Origin of the sequence: Grimontia kaedaensis, assembly GCF_023746615.1 — a bacterium.
Lineage (GTDB): Bacteria > Pseudomonadota > Gammaproteobacteria > Enterobacterales > Vibrionaceae > Enterovibrio > Enterovibrio kaedaensis.
This window is the reverse complement of sequence record NZ_CP082276.1, coordinates 278,059-295,976: the sequence shown is the minus strand read 5'-3', so window position 1 is coordinate 295,976 and position 17,918 is coordinate 278,059. Positions and strand designations below refer to the sequence as shown.

The window sequence follows — 17,918 nt, the reverse complement described above, 5'->3', positions numbered from 1 at the left end:
AAAGGAGCCATTCGGCTCCTTTCCTTTTCTGTTTAGGCGCTTAAGCCAGGTTCAAACGCTGACGCAGGTTACGACGAAGCAGGTAACCTATTTCACGTCCTTGCTTGCCCATATACGCGCCAAGCAATCCGCCAAATCGCGCGCCGCCACGAGAACCTTGGTAGATAGAATCAAACAAGGTGTTTTCTACTTCCACCACGTAATTCATACGATCATCACTGTCAAACCACGCCAGTGATTGCTTGTTAAGCGGCGTGTCGACCAAGGTGATTTTTTTCTCTGCTGGCAGTTTCGCCACGATTTGATTCAGCAATTTAATGATATTGAATGGACGACGGCCTTCACCGTTTGAGCGCTCAAAATCAGCCGCATAACAAACGGGGGCAATCTCAAGGCCAGACTCATCCAACATACAATGACGAATCAAAGACGCCGTGCTTTCCGGCCAGATCTCAACTTCGTTAGAGGGGGAGTCGCTAATGAAATCCCACTCATAGCTATGGCTCGCCAAGTCTACTTTATTCAGGCCAACCACGAGTCGATCTTCAAACTTGCTACCTAAAGCAGGTACTATCACATCACAAATCAATCGATAGCCTTGGTTTAGGTTTTGCTCCGCAGCATCCAGCACCACAACCACCATATCGATAAGCGGATTACCCTCAGTATCGCTTTCGCTCAAGGTCGAGCCAATCTGCATATCGAGCATTTTGTCGTGCTGCTCATCACCGTTGTGACCAGGATAATCCCACACAACCAGATTGCCACTTTGGAAGCGGGTAATACCGGAAGAAGCATTGAACTCTTCAGTCAGGTTATCGCCAAACACCGCTTTGATGGTGGCGGTTTTACCCACACCTTTGGGGCCGGCAACCATAATGTTTAATGGCTGATCTTCCAGCTCATGCAGACGCAGTTGCAAGGTGGACTTTTTGAATTCGTCCACCAGTGAAGAGTGGCTGATGTCCCAGGCCAGTTGTTGAGAAAATGACTTGCTGTTTTGCATGGGTATGTCCTCGGTAGATACTTCCTATACCCAAGCGCTTTTCACGCCAGCGACTCCCTGTCAGCTTGGGTATTACCATTCACTTAACCAATTTATCATCTGCAACTATACGCAATGCACAAGTGGCGATTTGTCTCGCTCTTGATAGCATTTAACAATTTGTTTACTTAAGGAATGATGTGCGGTTTGAAGCTGATGAAACTAGGGAAGTTAAGGGCTCTCTGAGTAGTGAGCCCTTTTGCAAATTTATACGGAAATACCCATTTGACTACGGATTTCGTCTGAAATGATGTTTCCCAGCGCACGACCATGGCGTCCTAAAAATGCCCCTAGCTGACCACCGAAACGATCACCATCATGCGCGCCAAGATGAATGGCATCAAAACAGGCGTTTTCAATCAGCTGAAGGTAGATCAAATTGTCGTCATGTTCTTGCCAGTGATCATCACCTCGGCTGAGAACATGATTGAACAAGGTAAGCGCTTTGTCTTCCGGCAAGGTTTCCATGGTGCGGGCCAGCAGTTTGAGCAAGTTGAAAGGACGGCCACTTGGGGACTCTCCCGCTTCGGCACTGAAGGCCAAAGGACGGGTCTGAACACCTGCGTTGTCAATCAGTCGATACCGAAGCGTGGCTGCCGTGCAATCTAACCAGATCTCTGCATCCATCGGCATCACATCTTTTACGTACTCTCCTCGAATGGCATGAGCAACTTTGTCGCACTTGCTGAAAAGTACCATCAATCGACCATCAGCGTTTCTTCCCATCATGGGAATGATTGTGCGGCAGATATCGAGATAGCAATCGTCAATGTTGCTGGAAGAGGCATCAAGCACCACCATCACCAGATCAATTAGTGGCTTGTTATGGTCATCGGTTTCAGACAATAGCGCAGACAATTCCTGGATTAGAGGCTTAGATTTTGGGCTGTAATCCGGAAGATTAGCTTCCCAAAGCGTCATTCGGTTGAGTTCTGTACGCTGAATCTCGTTGGCCGAGCGAGTCCAATCCCTCTCTCCAAACATCGCTGACAGCATGGCAGACTTGCCTGTTTTGGGCGAGCCCAGCACAAGAACGTTTAACGATTCATTGGAAAGCACATCAAGACGGCGCTTCAGTCTCGCTTTGTACCCATGTTCCATTTCGACGCTGTTTTCGACCTGACTAAGCACACGGTCGAAGAAGGTATAGTTGGGGGTAGATGCATTGGTGTATTCATCTTGTAAGGCGCTCAGCTTTTTAAAAAGTTGAGTATCGACATGGTTGTTTCCCTGCATGATGGTGGTTCTCCTCTTCAATCAGATTCACAACGGAACCAACCATCACTATATGCATGAAATATCGTAACCAAGTGTCTCGCTGTTGATAGAAAGTAAGGATTTATAACTAATAATATGCTTGAAAAGTCCGAGCATCCAACGTTTAGAAATCGTCGCGGGCATAAAAAATTCTGACTCTTCAATAGAGTAATTTCCCAAACGCTAGGACACATCGCAATCCTGTACCGCCTTATTTGGTTAAATTGGCCACTTGATTAAATGTTGAGGGAATAACATGAAGAAAGTTGTTAGTTTGGCTCTGTTTGCTGCCATTGCACTATCAGGTTGTGCGACTGTGCCTACAGTTTCGGATGCTGATACCAACGCGGCAAAACAATTCAATCCACCAGCCTCCTCAGATAACGCAGGAATCTACGTGTACCGTATTGATTCTCCAGTAGGTGCAGCACTGAAAAAAGATATTTTCATTGAAGGGGACTGTATTGGCGAAACCGCACCGGGCGTCTTCTTTTACCATGAAGTATTGGGTGGTGGTCAGGTTAAGGTATCTACTGAGTCTGAATTCTCACCTAATGACCTACTAGTTGATACCGAAAAAGGCCAACTCTATTTTGTAGAACAGTACATTAAGATGGGCGTTTTTGTCGGCGGCGCAGGTGTAGAGCTTGTTGATGAAGCAACGGGTAAAGAAGAAGTTTCGAAGTTGAAGATGGCAATAAAGGGAACATGTTCGGCAAAGAAATAGGATTGAAAAAAAGCCCGCGATTGCGGGCTTTTTCTTTAGTACTCTCCAGCGCTCGACTTCTGCATCGATTCAGAAACGGTTATTCGCCTAAACAATATATCCATCATGGCCTGAATATGTTTATTGTTATCACCACTCATAGAGAATGTAGCGTGGTATGGAGTTTCGCCACTTTGCACTTTTTGCCTTCATCCATACACCATGTAAGCATGTTATCTAGAAACACAATGCGGGTCGCTGGGTGTTCTAAGATGGTAACTTCCGTGCTTTGATTGGTGTCTATGTGTATTTGGGACCAGAGCAGCTAGCAAGTATATTTACCAGAAACAAGCCAAGGGTAGTTTTCTTCTTTGTCGAACATCCTTGTTTTTCAATTTCTTTTGTAGAAATGAATATAGTTATGTTCCAAAACTTTACGCGTCGATTTAATAAGAAAAGCTCACCGAAGTGAGCCATTCCAAAAGACAATTTTAGGTTTGAGTTCGGTTGAGCACTGCCGCTTTATCGCCCCAACCAATGCCTTCAATCCCGCTTCCACTTTCCAGCGCAGACAGCCCAGATTCAGGCAAACATACCCTTTGCCAGAATCGCGACACTGAAGTGTTGAATCAGATAGCTTTGTAACTTTTGCATCTCAAGATTTAGTGGCGACAAATCAATCCATGCCAAATACGTGGCGTCAGGCACCGCATAGTTCAGTCCAAGGAATACGCTGAGTGTGTCGCGGACAAGCTCGTGGCTTTCATACACATAAACATCCAGAGCATTAAACCATTCTTCACCGTGATTGTAAGCAGCCACCATGCCTATCACGCCGAGAATTGAAGGCGATGATAGCCCATCCAATTCTTTCAGTTTGAATAGGTAATCATTGCGCGCTTTTTCTTCAGCAATGAAAGCGTAAGCGCCGTTCAATGCCGGATTGTTGAAATACTTGGAAGCTGAGGTTACTGGCGCCCAACGCTGCGTCATGCCAATGCCCGTCCAAGGGGTATGCGCTTTGAAGGCCACATCCATATTGATTTCGTCGGAGATCAGCGCCACATTTCAGATGCCAAAGAGATTGGCCGACAAGCCGCAAAACGCTTGATTGAGCAGTTGGAGAAAAGTGATTCCGCCCCGCGCAAAATCATTGTCACACCTTCATTGATCCATCAGCCTACCTAGAGAAATCCGGCGCTAATGCTGGTACATTAGCGCCAACGTTTTCTGATAAAGCACTAACACTTTGGAACTATTCAACATCACCTGTCTCGGTAAGCCTCTGCGTCTTGAAGGATCGCTGGCGGGCTGGCAAGCACTTTACTGGGACAACCAACTCGTTTCTCAACTCGCCGCAAGCGCTGATAACGACGGCGAAAAAATCCACACTTTCCAACTGACGGCCAACGACCAAATCATTACCGTCGATGTCTCCTCAAGCCTCAGTTGGCAGCCGTTCAACATCGACTACAAAGTCGCGGTAGACGGAGAAGTGGTGGAGTCTGGATCGCGCAACGAAAAAGACATCGAGCGCCAGCAGCCAGAAGTTAAACCTCAATCCAAACAGAAATTCAGCCTGATCGGTCTGGCATCACTGGGCTTGAAACTCTTCAAAAGTGCCAAGGTCATCAAAGTGGTACTCGCGGGTGCGAGTGTCGCAGCGTATTCCTGGTTGTTCTCCTGGCAATTCGCCTTGGCGTTGATTGCTTGCCTAGTTGTGCATGAATACGGCCACATCCGCGCCATGAAATACTTTGGCATGAAAACCAAAGGCATTTACCTCATCCCGTTTATGGGCGGATTGGCGCTTTCGGATGAGAAGATAAATACGCGCTGGCAGGATGTGGTGATTTCCATCATGGGACCAACCTTCGGCCTGTTTATGTCTTTGGCGGCGCTCGTGGCTTACTGGGTAACAGGGAATGTGTTCTTTGCCGGTCTCGCAACCTTTAATGCGCTATTAAACTTGTTCAATCTGCTACCGATTTTACCCCTTGATGGCGGACACATCCTCAAAAGCATCAGCTTTTCGATGAACAGCGTTGTAGGCTTGGTAGCCTGTATTGCTGGTGCAGCGGTGGGTGTATATGCCAGTTATGCATTCGGGTTGGCCCTGCTTGGCTTCCTATTATTGATTGGTAGCGCAGAAATTATTTTCGAATGGAAATACCGTCATCACTCGCATCTGTTGCCGCTGAGCCGCTATGGTCAAATATTCAGTACCGTGTGGTATTTCTCAACAGTTGCGGCTTTGGTTGGCGTGATTATCTACTTCGCCACCAAGGGTGATGAGATGTTGGCACTGCCGTTGTTGATTCTGCAGAGCTAACTGAAAAGACTTCTCTTAGAACGCCAGCCATTGCTGGCGTTTTTTCTTTCCAGCTTCAGCACAAATTCATGATGTGATTTATATCGTACTAATATGAAAACTAATGTACGATGCGCCACCTTTTTCATTTCGGTGTGTTTTACGTGATTACTCCATCATCAAATGCGCTGTATACAGATCTCTCGGGTTATTACGATCTGATGTGCGCAGACATTAACTATCAGTCTCAAAGTGACTGTGTGCGCAGACTTCACCAACTGTTTGGTAACCAAGGGAAACGTCATCTGGATCTGGCGTGTGGTACAGGTCCGCACATTCGCTATTTTATTGATACCGGCTTCTCAAGCGATGGCCTTGATCTGAACCAGCCTATGCTGGATCAAGCGAAACTGCGCTGTCCGGAAGCACAATTCTCCCTGCAGAATATGTGTGAGTTTGTGGTAGATGCGCCGTATGACCTCATCACCTGTTTTCTTTATTCGATCCACTACAGTGGCAATGTCAAAAATCTCAGCGCTTGTATTCGCAGTGCTCACGCAGCACTTAAGCCTGGTGGTGTGTTCTGTTTTAATGCCGTTGAGAAGAACCTGATCAATAACAACTCTTTCGTACGCCATATTGTTCAGCACGAAGGCAGTGAGTTTGCTTTCAAATCCGGCTGGTTCTATTCCGGTGAAGGCGACAGACAAGCACTGAAGCTGAGTATCGAAAAGACCACGGACAAGGTGACCGAGGAATGGCATGACGACCACCCAATGGTCGCCGTAAGCTTCAATGAGCTTAAAGAATTACTTGAACCATACTTTGAAGTCACTGTGTTTGAACACGACTACGAAAAGCTGGAGATGTGGAACACCACCTCAGGAAATGCCATTTTCGTGTGTGTAAAGCGATAAGATGAGAGAAGGCCGGATTGAATCCGGCCTTTTTGATTAGATTGGATTGCCGTTGATGGTGGCGGAAACCAGCGTATCAGAACCAGTAAATCGATTACCGTCGCTGGTTGTAATCACATAATCTTCACGGATCATCAAGCCGTTTCCAATACCAATATACTGGGTGTATTCAGTGGTTGAAGCGGTTCCGTCAGGGGACGTACTTTCAAAGGTCAAAACCATCACACACGTATCAAATGTCCCAGCAGGTACCGTGATTCTATCCGTTCTGAGGTATTCGAAGGAATACTCGGCTGAACTGCTTTCAGCACCATCAACCCGCTCTGTTACTGTGGGGTAGTTTTTTGTCTCTCCCAACGCAATGTCATAGTCGAGAAGTAAGCCACTGGGATGATAGGTAATTTCCTCGCCATCTAAAAGTTGACCTAATGTCGTGACACTTTTCGCTAACGTATCAGCCAAAATATAGAGTGTGCTCGTCGAACTACCTGACGTAATGCTTTGTTCAAAAACATCAGAATAACCACGATATGAAGTAACTCGAGTTACCTCACTCGTCTCTGAATAATTTGGTAATTGAACTCCTCCATCGCGTTGCTCTAACTCAATTGAAACAATGGTCCCTACTTGATAAAAAGTTTCATTAAAACAAGCGGAAGAATTGGTCGGGCTAGGTATTTCGTCTTCATCATTTGGTACCTGCGGTGCAGTAGGATCATCAGTTGTCTGTGAGCTTTCAGTACCGCCATCTATTTCCTGTCCACCATTGTTTCCAGAATCATGTTCCCCGCCGCTACTACCTCCGCATCCTGCTAAAAATAGTGCGACGCTCAGGAACAATAGATACGATTTCATACTTCATTCTCCAACTGCAATCCATGGGCACAATGCCCCCGCAAGCGAGCTACACATCGATTCTATCGACCGTATTTCGGAGAAATTGCATTGAAAACGAGACAAAATATAAATAGAAAAACAACAAGCCCAGATATGGTCTTTAAAGCTGAGCTACTGCACACTTTTAGATATCAACAAATTAGGAAAGCGCTTTCTCTATGGTGTCAATTTTTATTGAGCACCTTTGTAATGAGCCACTATCTCTGCATTACTGATTGAACATTCAGTCTTGGCACCGAGGAAAAACACGCCATTGGCAGCATCTACATTGTATTTTTCAGGGATCAAACGGTCGAACAGCATCACCCAAAACAGCGAAAGCTTGATTGCTTTTCCCGCCCAGTGCGAGCGGAAAAGTCCACTGAAGAATCCTTCAAGTGCCCACAATAACTGTGTACCTGCCCCGGAACAGACTCCTGACTTAACCAAGCTGAACTGACGGAATAACAAACGGTGCCCACTCTCGGTATAACGCATGAAATCGTAGGGACCTTCATGAACCTGCTGTAAAAAGGGGGTTTCCGCATATACCAGACCATTGGGTTTCAGTACACGATGGATCTCAGAGACAACCATTCCCGGATCCATAACATGCTCTAGCACCGCCTGAATGATCACAGCATCGAAACTGTTGTCGCCCAATGGAATACAGTGAGCGTCAGCCACGAATTGAACATTCGGAGAAGCGTAAACATCAAAAGAAACTAATTCGATATTAGCGTCTTCATAGAATCGGTCCATGCCTTCACCAATAGTACCTCCCCCCACTATCAGCACACGTGGCTTTCTGCGAACCTCAAACAGTGTAGAAATCAGAGTGTCGATATTCTTCTTCGTCGCACCGGAAGGTGGGGAAACTAGGCGCTTCATCACTTTCATTGCGCCGGAATAGGTCTTTCGAGGCACAGCAGAAGTATGAGATGACAACTGCCATCCCAGTCCTTTGCAGCGTTCAGTGCACAACAAAATCGGGTACCCATTCACTACTTCATAGTGAATGTCACCCTTGCTCGACGCCACCTTGGCGTTTTGATCGTCCAATTTATCAAGCTCAGAGCCACTACGCGGACAGCGCAACAGTGCTAAAACTTCTTTTTGATCCAGAAGCATTATTAGCCCCAATTCCCTACTGCAAAAAACTAGGCGTTTAAACCTTTGTCTACGTCCAAAAATCTAAAGTTTTAGTATTTCATTGTTACGGCCTAAACCTTATAGATTTTATGGTCACCGATCTAGGGTTATTCATTGTTTAATGAAAAATTAGGACTTAAAGACTAGATAATTCCCACCCAGTAAAAAGGGGAATAGTTGTACTAGGAATGTATCTTATTGATTGCATTAAACATTATCTCTTTCAAATATAAGCAATTAAATAAAAAGCAGGTGTTTCTTTACAATATTAGTAAAGCATAATTTAGAAAGAATTATTTTTTGTCATTCTGTACGAAAACTTTCAATTTTCTAGTATCGCCTTGACGACAGTATTCAATGCGGAATAACCACTGAATGATAATAAAGACTTAGTGCATAGATATGCATTCCATTTATAATCAGCTATTTTTACATGTTTTAAATAATAAAGTGTATTAATTAATAGCTACACTTATATAAAAATAGTCAACGAAACAAAATATTGGCGGGCTTAGTCAACCACCATATAAAACAGACAGTCTGAGAGAGCGATGTGGTGTTTGGTGGTGATCATGAAAAGCTTGGAGGCATGCTTTAAGCGAAGCTCTCCGTCATGTTGATAGAAAAGTGACTTAATAGGGTGTCCTCCTTCGCCATCATTAGTGGTCATCCCATCCAGCCCTTTTTCCCCGAGCCAACCAATCATGCTGTCTGCAGCCATCCAACCAAAGTTATGGCGGTCGATATCAGGTGGAAGTGTCAGATCAGCATCGTCGACTTTTCGGTCGTGATAGCAAAGCTCTAGTCCTTTCTTCAACTGCACCCGTACAGGATGGTAGAGCAAATCTAACGGCCAGAAGCCTGAATGATTGGCAAAGATATTGTCGGCTGTCAGGTAGTGATGGAGCCCATTTTTCGCCACTTCATGAGCGGTATGATCAGCCGCCCCACCGCACTCCACAGTAACGATCGGTGACTCGTCTGTGGTTTGCTCCATCAGAGCACCCAAACGAACACTGGTACAAAGCATTCGTTCAGTAAACAGCGAGGCTATCTGCTGATGCTTTTCATCATCATTGGTGGAAACCGAAAAAGAAGGGCTAGTGCCGGAGGTGTTGTGGAGGTCGACAACCGCTTCAGGTTTTAACGTGGCGATACGTGTCATGATTTCAGCCGCGATGTCAAAGCTGTCATCCTCACCTGTTTTCCCAAAGCAGCGATTCATGTCCGGTTTATCAGCGAAATGTCGGGTCGTAAACGGCTTGTCGTAGAGCGCAGCTTTCACATTGGCCAAACAAAAATGCGTCGTTACTGCGCAGTCAGGTGGATTCTGGGCAAAATGCCAGAGTGCTTTAGCACCGGAGGGTTCATTGCCGTGAAGCAAAGTCACCACTACACGATGTCGATTGGGATCCTTGCCAGGCAGCGTCAGCCAGCTGGCACCGGATAGTGTGTCCAACCAAGCAACCAATCCACCTCTTAGGTCCTCATCATTAGGCCAGCTAACATCATGCAGCATCATGACTTTCTTACACTCCTTGTGAAATTTTTAGGGGCTGTTGACCCAAGCACCCACTGCATCATAAAACCGGCCAATGTGAAACAGGCTCTCCTGATAAATATTGGTTTTGATACAAGGCGAACATCTTGTTCAGGGAGACTTCCCGACCATATTTTCTCTCAAGTTCAACCAAGGTCGAAAGCTGCCAACTCGCCCCGTTCTGACGTTTTGCCAAGCGGTGTTCTATCACCACCATCAACATGTCGGCCTCAACTCTGGAAACCCCCAGCTGAACCAAAGAATCGGCAACGCGTGGCAACAACTTATCCAGCACATCCACTAGCGCGTATTCCTGCAATGTACCGTTTTCTGATTCCCAAAGGATGTTGGCGTTTACGCCATACTGGGCAGCCCTGTAGAAATTATACTTCGCGAATTCAAAGGGTAGCCTATCCATCAACCTGTCGAGATCAGTCTGAAGTGCGTGCGCCAGCCCAATACAAAGTGCTGCGTTGGCCACCATATCAATCGTCGTGGGTCCTGCTGGCAAACTCCTAAGCTCAATGCGGAGGTGACCGCCATCTGCATCATCATAGACAGCACGGTTCCAACTCCAAATCGTGCTCTGATGAAGTCGTAGTGCATCAAGTCGGGGGCCACACCCTTCAAGGCATCTGCTTTCTGGCAAATCAGGCAAGAGCACAGGTTGAAGGCTGACTCCTTGTCTAAATAATTCCAGTGCACTTTTACGTACATAGCCCTTACCAAAGGAAACACGCGCTGGTGTGTGCCAGTTCATACCGCAAAGATTTCGGCTATCTATGGACTGCTTAAACAATGGCACCCGAGTTTCATGCCAGAGTTTTTTCTGAAGAAAGACTGGGGAGTTCGCAGCCATCGCCAGGGTGAAAATTGTGGCGATCTGAATACCATTGTACCACTGGGCAAACTCATTCGGTTTAACCCGGTAGTGCACCTGGAAAGAGGTATTGGCTCCTTCCAGCGTTAAATCGTCGGCATCTATTTCCAAACTTTCTGCGCCGTGAATACGGATATGGAAGGGCCCACCACGGGATTCGCAAAGAATATCGGTGAGGGCGTGATAACGAGGAGAGTCCGTCATCGATGCCAGTCCAAAGTCTCCATCTTTCAGTGTGGGCAATATCCCAATAGGTGTGACATCTACGCCATCGTTGTGCGCAATGGTCTGCAATGATTGCAATCGTTCATCCATTTTCTGCTTGAGAAAGGTGAAGGGAGAACCGCTGAATTCGGTATAAGGACAATTGTATTCAACGTTAAATCGATTGATTTCAGCCGTCATTAGGGGGTCTGAGGCTTTGTCCAGAATATCGAGATTGTAGTGTGCGGGTCGGTGATGTTTGTCGGTAAGATAAAGCTCCAATTCGGCACCTAAGGTGCATTTCCCTATTCCCCAACCCGGCGTCTCCAGTAACCCTTCGAGTTGGTCCAATTCTGACTTTAGCTGCTTGGCGAATTGCTCATGATCGCTGGCGCTAAACGAGGTTTTATTAATATTCTGTCCCACTGTCTTACCCTCGCTTGACTTCAATGTTTAACATAGAACAAAAAATACTGCTGCTACAGGCAAGTAGCGACTTCCGGATCGACAATCACGCCAACATTCGCATTCCTGAGCTAGTTTAAGAGTGCGGATTATGCACAGCATTTCCGTGAAATCAGACTATCTGATACACTCGCGCCCCTTCTTTACGGCGGAACTTTTTACCCATGTCAGACAACGTATTTTCACTTCTTCATCCCACGCTTCAGCAAACGCTGAACGAACTTGGTTACAGCGAGCCCACTGATATCCAGCAGCAAGCGATTCCAAAAGTGTTGGAAGGAAAAGACGTGATGGGTGCAGCGCAGACGGGCACGGGCAAAACCGCCGCCTTTACGCTGCCGCTGATCCACCAGCTCCTGGAACGTGGTGTAAAAGGCTCTGCACGGGTGTTAATCGTCACGCCAACCCGAGAGCTTGCTCAGCAGGTGTATGACAAAGTTGCAGAATATGGTCAGCATACGTCGCTGAAATGTGTGGCGCTGTATGGTGGCGCGAACATTAATCCTCAGAAGAATCAGTTGGCGAAGAAGCCGGAAATCATTGTGGGTACGCCGGGGCGCCTTCTGGATCACCTTCACATTGGTACCTTGCAGCTTAACAGCCTGGATACACTGGTTCTAGATGAGGCAGACCGCATGCTCGACATGGGCTTTATATCAGACATCAAGCGCTTGATGAAGAAAATGCCGAAAGAACGCCAAACGCTGTTCTTCTCCGCCACCTACCCAAAACAGGTCATGGATTTGGCTTACCGCCTGCTGAACGACCCTGTACGAGTGGAAGTATCAACCGCTAACAGCACGGCTGAAACCGTGAATCAACTGGTGCATCCGGTTGACAGAAAACGTAAGCGCGAACTGCTTTCCTACTTGATTGGCAGCCATAACTTGCAACAGGTATTGGTATTCGCTAAGACTCGTCAAAGCACTGAAGCGTTGGCAAACGAACTCAAGCTCGACGGACTGGCAGCAGAAGCGATTCACGGCGAGAAAACCCAAGGCGCACGTAACCGCGCATTGGAAGGCTTTAAAAACGGTACTGTGCGCGTGTTGGTAGCAACCGATGTGGCAGCACGGGGGTTGGATATCCCTTCACTGGATACCGTGTTCAACTATGAACTGCCACACCAGCCAGAAGACTATATTCACCGAATCGGCCGTACCGGTCGTGCAGGGAAATCCGGCATGGCGATATCGCTGGTTAGTCGTGAAGAAGAAGGCATGCTTAATGCAATTGAAACCTTGATTGACCAACGCCTCCCTCAGGAATGGCTGGCGGGTTTCGAACCAGATATCAACGCAGATAAAGAGCACCATGAAAAGCGTGGGGGCCGCGGTGGAGAGAAGCGTCGCCTCAAGCGTCAGTTGTTGAAAAAAGCAGGGGCTAAAAAACGCTAAGAGCGGGCGCTAAGTAAAAGAGAAAACGGCGCATTCAGCGCCGTTTTTTGTGTTCATACCAATCGCAGTAGGTAGCTGATCAGAAATAGCGCAGGAAAAATGCTAGGGGCTGTTGACCTTTGGTGGTTAAATTTTGTTCTCGCTATAAGCGTTTTAGGCGCGGCGAGGTGTGTGCCGCCTAGTCATTCTAAGCAAATACACCTCAACAAAGCGTAAAACGCTTAGAGTACGGGACGCGCAGTCGAACCCTTCGGGCAGCGCTTGTGGGGAAATTTTGATAAGTAGTTATTCTACAGTCAAATTTTCCAACGCAGTTATCGAGCATTTTAACAAGCTAGGATGAGCAGATATTTACTACGATTGGTATCAGTCCACCAGCTCAATACCGAGGCTATCCAGCAAGTTCAGCGCTTCGTAACGAGAGAACTTGGCACCTTTAAGCTGATTTTCCAACACATTGATGGCGTAGTCTGTCGATTCACTGAAATCGACCTCTTTCAGATTGGTGCGCATAAACTGAGCGTGGGTAAAATCGCAGTATGTCATCGAAGATTGCTGGAAGTCCCCTTCCCTGAAGTCCACTTCATGCAACTTGCACTCTTCGAGTTTGAGCTCATGCAGCGTCATCCCAAAGAATGACGCATCATTCAAAATGCATTGCTTGAACCTGAGTTCGAAATCCACATGGTATGAAGGCCAGTCTGCCTTGCTCCAGTCCACGCCCACCAACTTGCACTCTTCAAACTGCACAGTAAAAAGACGCGTGCCGGAGAGGTTCACCAAACTCAGATTACAGCGTGAAAACTCGCAATTGATGAACTTGCAGTTCTTGAAAATGGCATCGGAGAAGTCGCACTCTTCAAAACGGCACTCCTCAAATTCAATGCCCGTAAACGTTTCGCCTTGAAGGTCTTTCTTCGCGAACAGCTCGTCGTAATAACTTTCGCCACTTTCAATCATTACTGTTGTTCCCTGATAAACTCACTGGATGGCATTATGCCTGACAATCCGCCTCTATTGCCTGAGTATTCTTGCTTTGGTTCAAAGCACATTCACTTTTCTAACCACCGCATCCACGACAAAATCATCCAGAAAAATACCATGGCCACCGGGAATTAAATCGACGGTCACTTTCTTGCCTTGCTCCTTCAACACGTCACCATAGATTTTAGTCAGGTAAGGCTGTGTGACATCGTCTTCCTTGCCGCAAATCAGATGAAGATCTGTCTTGTCATCAATCCTTTCCACCAACGCAATCGGTGAAGTTACCCGAAGGTTACCCCAAAAAAGCGGATTGCAGCGTTGGTCATACATGTCTTTACGCCAACGATTAATATCCGCAGGACAGGAAACCATCACCGGTGCATCAGCAAGGCTTGGATAATACGCGATGATCTTTCCCTTTATTGCCGCACCACCAGAGTTGGGGTTTAAAGCGACGTCGATAAAAGGTGATATCGCAGAATTTGTTCATCAAACCCGCACATTGATGGTTGCGTAATCACCTCAATATCAGGGCAGCAAGTGCTGCCCTTTTTGAATTCATTATACCCAGACACGCTATCTCAAGGCGTAGACATAAGCCTCAACAATCTTGCCATTTTCACAGGCTGCTTGGGTCAATACTCGCTGATATCCCTCGCCTTCAAACTCATCTAAGCGTTTCCAGTGTGAAGGCAACGCTTCAGAACTGAAGATAAACCCTTCTACGTTATCTGATGTTTCTTCAAGCGTAATGCCGGGATAACCATGTTCTGCCCCCCAGCCTTCCTGTAGCAACTTTCCTTTCACCGACGCGGGCTCCCACGTACCTGGAACCAGTGCTAATACGTGCTCATTCGGACGCCCTGGTGCCAGCGTTCCATAGACAAAGAGACGAGAAACCATCTTCAACTCCTCCAATGGTTTTTTCGCCATCCTAGCATCGGAATTGCAGGCGGATTTTATCGAATTTTAGACGGAATGAAGTTTATATCTGGCAGGTGTTACATCCTGCTCCAACGTCAAATAAATAAATAATAATCAACAATATAGTTGGACATCACTCGCCTTTTTACGCCCCATCCCCCCGCGTCTTCACTAGCAAACGTTAACATCTCCCCATTACTCTCACACCACAACCACTTAGTGTGTTAAGAACGGGCTCATGACCATGAAAAAACTAATGACCGCTGCTGCAATTGGCCTCACGGCTTTTATCATCTACTCCGAAGCAAACCGAGAACCTAGGGAACGCATTAACTATGCGCAAGCGCTACCTGAAGCTCCTGCCTTTGAAGTGTCATCAAACTTCGACGGTCAGTGGGAAGGTAAACGTATTGATATCAGCGGCGACAACATCTGCCTCGAAACCCGCATTCTCGGGAACATTGAAGACGGTAAAGTCTCCCTTCGCCTGATGTATAACAACACTCTGCTAAAAGGTTGGATTGCCGATGATGGAAAACTTGAACTCTACAGCGATAACGAGCGCTGGGGTTACGATTTCAAAGGGACGGCGCAAAACGGGCAAATTGATGGCGAATGGAAGGTATCAAACGCCCCCTGCCGAGGCTCTTGGAAAGTGGTGAAGGTTTAATCAACAGTTCCCAAGCACTGGAAAACTGTTCGAATGAGCAGATTGATGAGAAAGTAAAAAAGCGTTCGCAACTAAGGATAAAAGGAAAAAGAGCATGAACTATCTGGTTTTAATCGCTGTGATTCTTCTTGTCTGTCTGGCAGCCGCTCACTCCTACTTGGGCGAACGCTATATTCTGCAACGTCTTTTCAGAAGGGATAACTTGCCCAAGTTGTTTGGGAGTGATGATTTTACCAAGCGGACATTGCGCTTCGCTTGGCATGTCACTTCTATCGCTTGGTTAGGTTATGCTGGTGTCATTATCGCACTATCTTTCCCAACGGTGGATGTCTCCCTCATTGCCACAATCATTGCTATCACCTTCCTTATTCATTTCGTTATTGCGCTTGTCGGCTCTACAGGCAAACACCTCTCATGGATAGCATTTTTGATTGTCACTGTAGCCGTGTATTTTGGGGTTTAGCACTGGATCTTTAACCCCATGATATATTCATATAATCGCATATTAATCTCGTATTTCCGCTTTCCCTGACCACGCTAAAAGCACTATTGAGATAGTCCCAATCACCGTAAAACTTTAGGTGAAAACTCAATGGCACCTGCCAATGTATTAGCCGTTGGGGTCAACTACTCATATATCGTTAATACACACAAGCGCGGTATTACAAGCTTCTGTTTATTTCAGTAAAAGTAGGAATAACAGGTTTGACAAGAGCAAAAAAAGCCCCGCATCGCAGGGCTCTCTGATTCGATTGATTTACACCTTTGCAGGCTCAAACCAGTGGGTTGTTCTGTTTGCAAACCACACTAGAGATAGCATTACGGGGACTTCCACCAGCACGCCCACGACCGTTGCCAATGCCGCACCTGAATGCAGGCCAAACAACGAAATCGCGACCGCGACTGCTAGCTCAAAGAAGTTAGACGTACCAATCATCCCAGCAGGAGCTGCAACGTTATGTGGAAGCTCGAGCCATTTGGCTGCACCGTAAGCAATTGCGAAGATGCCGTAAGTTTGAATTAGCAGAGGTATCGCAATCAACAAAATGGTTTGGGGCTGACTGACGATAGTCTGTGCCTGAAAACCAAACAGCAACACAATAGTGCCAAGTAGTCCCACAATCGACCAAGGCTTCACGGCCGTTAGGAAGCTTTGCAGTTTTTCCTCACCCTTTGCGAGCAAGTGTTTACGCGCCCAAGCGCCTGCGACCAGCGGAAGAACAACATACAAGGCAACGGAGAGAATCAAGGTTTCCCAAGGCACCTGAATATCTGTCACACCCAGCAAGAAAGCCGTGATTGGGGCGAAAGCAAATACCATAATGAGATCATTCACTGACACCTGAACCAGAGTGTAATTGGCATCTCCTTTGGTGAGTTGGCTCCATACAAACACCATGGCGGTACAGGGAGCAACACCCAGAAGAATCATGCCCGCGATGTATTCGCTCGCACTTTGTGGATCAACCCAATCTGCAAAGATGCCTTTGAAAAACAACCAGCCCAACGCTGCCATAGTGAAAGGCTTCACTAACCAGTTGATTGCCAGCGTCAGAGCCAGACCTTTTGGCTTTTTGCCCACGTCTTTGATGGCGGAGAAATCGACCTGAACCATCATCGGAAAGATCATCACCCAAATTAGTACCGCAACCACCAGATTTACGTGTGCAAATTCCAGATTGGCCACCACTTCAAAAGCAGAAGGAACAAGATTTCCAAGCAGTACACCCGCCCCAATACACACTGCTACCCACACGGAAAGGTAGCGTTCAAACATCCCCATCATTCAATCCTAAGTCATTTTAATATATGAAATTTCATATATATTGAGAGACAAAAACACCGTCATCCTAGCTCTATATCCTTAACAGCAGGTAGAAGCGCGCTCTGGGCGATCGCCCATTTTACACAGGCGGGTCATACATTCTTGCAGGAAGACCGGATTCGAATCGGTCGTCACGGCAAGCACCTCTTTCGCCCACATCGGCAATGCACTGGAAATGCTATAGAACACCCACTGACCCTGACGGCGATCGGTCAACAGTTGGCATTTACGCAATTGAGCAAGATGACGGGATACTTTTGGTTGGCTTTCCTCAAGCGCTTCCATCAACTCACACACGCAAAGCTCCCCTTCCTGTTGCAGCAGCATTAGGGTTTTCAGACGGGTTTCATCAGCCATACACTTGTAGAAATTAACGGGAGAGATCATTCGTATTCACCAGCTCATCGTTCACACGCATACTTTATATATGTTTTTTCATATGTAAAGTGACACTTAGGTTTCAGACTCACAGATAATTGAGTTCTCGCTTTCTATGAAAGCTCAATCACCTTTCAGTACTTTTTCAACGGCTTTGGCATTGAAACCATACAAAACCTTATCACCAATCCTGATAACCGGTACGCCACGCGCTCCCAGCGACGCGTGCTCTTTTCTACCTCTTGGTGTGCCCACATCACACAGACGGTAGGCGATTTTCTTGCTATCGAAAAACTGTTTGGCTGACTGGCAGTGCGCGCAGTTCTTACTGGTGTATAACACGATGCGTTTCAAAAAAGAGCCTTTGTTCAATGATAATTTTTGAGG

18 protein-coding genes and 2 pseudogenes are annotated in these 17,918 nt (G+C 46.7%); 7 read left to right on the top strand and 13 right to left on the bottom strand.

What is annotated here, in order from left to right; translation table 11 throughout:
- Positions 1-40: 40 nt before the first annotated feature.
- Positions 41-1,006, bottom strand: a complete 966-nt coding sequence (locus K6Q96_RS18200; RefSeq protein WP_251881617.1) for a GTPase family protein — start codon at positions 1,004-1,006, stop codon at positions 41-43.
- A 246-nt stretch (positions 1,007-1,252) separates the two neighbouring features.
- Entirely contained in the window at positions 1,253-2,281 is a 1,029-nt protein-coding gene (locus K6Q96_RS18195) for a GTPase family protein (protein WP_251881615.1), read from the bottom strand.
- A 277-nt stretch (positions 2,282-2,558) separates the two neighbouring features.
- Between K6Q96_RS18195 and K6Q96_RS18190 the strand changes: the two genes are divergently transcribed.
- Complete coding sequence (locus tag K6Q96_RS18190) at positions 2,559-3,029, top strand: DUF2846 domain-containing protein (RefSeq protein WP_251881613.1); 471 nt, start codon at positions 2,559-2,561, stop codon at positions 3,027-3,029.
- 439 nt (positions 3,030-3,468) lie between these two features.
- Here the strand turns inward: K6Q96_RS18190 and K6Q96_RS18185 are convergent.
- Positions 3,469-4,076, bottom strand: a pseudogene (locus K6Q96_RS18185) (beta C-S lyase family protein); the annotation flags it as partial.
- Here K6Q96_RS18185 and K6Q96_RS18180 point away from each other — a divergent pair.
- The 3 genes and pseudogenes from K6Q96_RS18180 to K6Q96_RS18170 all read left to right on the top strand — a co-directional run.
- Positions 4,077-4,196: pseudogene (locus K6Q96_RS18180) on the top strand (Mal regulon transcriptional regulator MalI); the annotation flags it as partial.
- 61 nt (positions 4,197-4,257) lie between these two features.
- On the top strand, positions 4,258-5,340 hold the full coding sequence (locus K6Q96_RS18175; protein ID WP_251881610.1) for a site-2 protease family protein: 1,083 nt from the start codon (positions 4,258-4,260) through the stop codon (positions 5,338-5,340).
- A 110-nt stretch (positions 5,341-5,450) separates the two neighbouring features.
- Complete coding sequence (locus K6Q96_RS18170) at positions 5,451-6,236, top strand: class I SAM-dependent DNA methyltransferase (protein WP_251881609.1); 786 nt, start codon at positions 5,451-5,453, stop codon at positions 6,234-6,236.
- 36 nt (positions 6,237-6,272) lie between these two features.
- Here the strand turns inward: K6Q96_RS18170 and K6Q96_RS18165 are convergent, their stop codons facing one another.
- From K6Q96_RS18165 to K6Q96_RS18150, 4 genes are all read right to left on the bottom strand, one after another.
- Positions 6,273-7,091: a hypothetical protein gene (locus tag K6Q96_RS18165; protein ID WP_251881607.1), complete on the bottom strand. Its 819-nt coding sequence runs from the start codon at positions 7,089-7,091 to the stop codon at positions 6,273-6,275.
- 213 nt (positions 7,092-7,304) lie between these two features.
- Positions 7,305-8,243 (bottom strand): class I SAM-dependent methyltransferase, encoded by a 939-nt coding sequence (locus K6Q96_RS18160; protein WP_251881605.1) that lies wholly within the window; start codon positions 8,241-8,243, stop codon positions 7,305-7,307.
- Between the two features lie 532 nt (positions 8,244-8,775).
- Positions 8,776-9,786, bottom strand: a complete 1,011-nt coding sequence (locus K6Q96_RS18155; RefSeq protein ID WP_251881603.1) for a M14 family metallopeptidase — start codon at positions 9,784-9,786, stop codon at positions 8,776-8,778.
- Positions 9,787-9,844: 58 nt separating this feature from the next.
- Complete coding sequence (locus tag K6Q96_RS18150; RefSeq protein ID WP_251881600.1) at positions 9,845-11,314, bottom strand: glutamate-cysteine ligase family protein; 1,470 nt, start codon at positions 11,312-11,314, stop codon at positions 9,845-9,847.
- A 203-nt stretch (positions 11,315-11,517) separates the two neighbouring features.
- On the opposite strand from K6Q96_RS18150, the gene K6Q96_RS18145 reads away from it, so the two are divergent.
- A complete protein-coding gene (locus tag K6Q96_RS18145; RefSeq protein ID WP_251881598.1) occupies positions 11,518-12,750 on the top strand; it encodes a DEAD/DEAH box helicase in 1,233 nt (410 codons plus the stop codon).
- Between the two features lie 366 nt (positions 12,751-13,116).
- Here K6Q96_RS18145 and K6Q96_RS18140 read toward each other — a convergent pair whose 3' ends face one another.
- The 3 genes from K6Q96_RS18140 to K6Q96_RS18130 all read right to left on the bottom strand — a co-directional run bounded on the left by K6Q96_RS18140 (position 13,117) and on the right by K6Q96_RS18130 (position 14,637).
- Positions 13,117-13,710, bottom strand: a complete 594-nt coding sequence (locus K6Q96_RS18140; protein WP_251881596.1) for a pentapeptide repeat-containing protein — start codon at positions 13,708-13,710, stop codon at positions 13,117-13,119.
- Between the two features lie 81 nt (positions 13,711-13,791).
- Positions 13,792-14,064 (bottom strand): alpha/beta hydrolase, encoded by a 273-nt coding sequence (locus tag K6Q96_RS18135; RefSeq protein ID WP_251881594.1) that lies wholly within the window; start codon positions 14,062-14,064, stop codon positions 13,792-13,794.
- Positions 14,065-14,310: 246 nt separating this feature from the next.
- Positions 14,311-14,637 (bottom strand): gamma-glutamylcyclotransferase family protein, encoded by a 327-nt coding sequence (locus K6Q96_RS18130; RefSeq protein WP_251881593.1) that lies wholly within the window; start codon positions 14,635-14,637, stop codon positions 14,311-14,313.
- Positions 14,638-14,902: 265 nt separating this feature from the next.
- Between K6Q96_RS18130 and K6Q96_RS18125 the strand changes: the two genes are divergently transcribed.
- Both K6Q96_RS18125 and K6Q96_RS18120 read left to right on the top strand, forming a co-directional pair.
- Positions 14,903-15,328: a hypothetical protein gene (locus K6Q96_RS18125; protein WP_251881592.1), complete on the top strand. Its 426-nt coding sequence runs from the start codon at positions 14,903-14,905 to the stop codon at positions 15,326-15,328.
- Positions 15,329-15,422: 94 nt separating this feature from the next.
- Positions 15,423-15,791 carry a hypothetical protein gene (locus tag K6Q96_RS18120; RefSeq protein ID WP_251881591.1) on the top strand — a complete coding sequence of 123 codons (369 nt, stop codon included), beginning with the start codon at positions 15,423-15,425 and terminating at the stop codon, positions 15,789-15,791.
- A 294-nt stretch (positions 15,792-16,085) separates the two neighbouring features.
- Here K6Q96_RS18120 and arsB read toward each other — a convergent pair whose 3' ends face one another.
- From arsB to K6Q96_RS18105, 3 genes are all read right to left on the bottom strand, one after another.
- A complete protein-coding gene (gene arsB, locus K6Q96_RS18115; RefSeq protein WP_251882401.1) occupies positions 16,086-17,111 on the bottom strand; it encodes an ACR3 family arsenite efflux transporter in 1,026 nt (341 codons plus the stop codon).
- Between the two features lie 81 nt (positions 17,112-17,192).
- Entirely contained in the window at positions 17,193-17,540 is a 348-nt protein-coding gene (locus tag K6Q96_RS18110) for a metalloregulator ArsR/SmtB family transcription factor (protein ID WP_251881590.1), read from the bottom strand.
- 114 nt (positions 17,541-17,654) lie between these two features.
- Positions 17,655-17,885, bottom strand: a complete 231-nt coding sequence (locus tag K6Q96_RS18105) for a glutaredoxin family protein (protein ID WP_251881589.1) — start codon at positions 17,883-17,885, stop codon at positions 17,655-17,657.
- Positions 17,886-17,918: the final 33 nt, after the last annotated feature.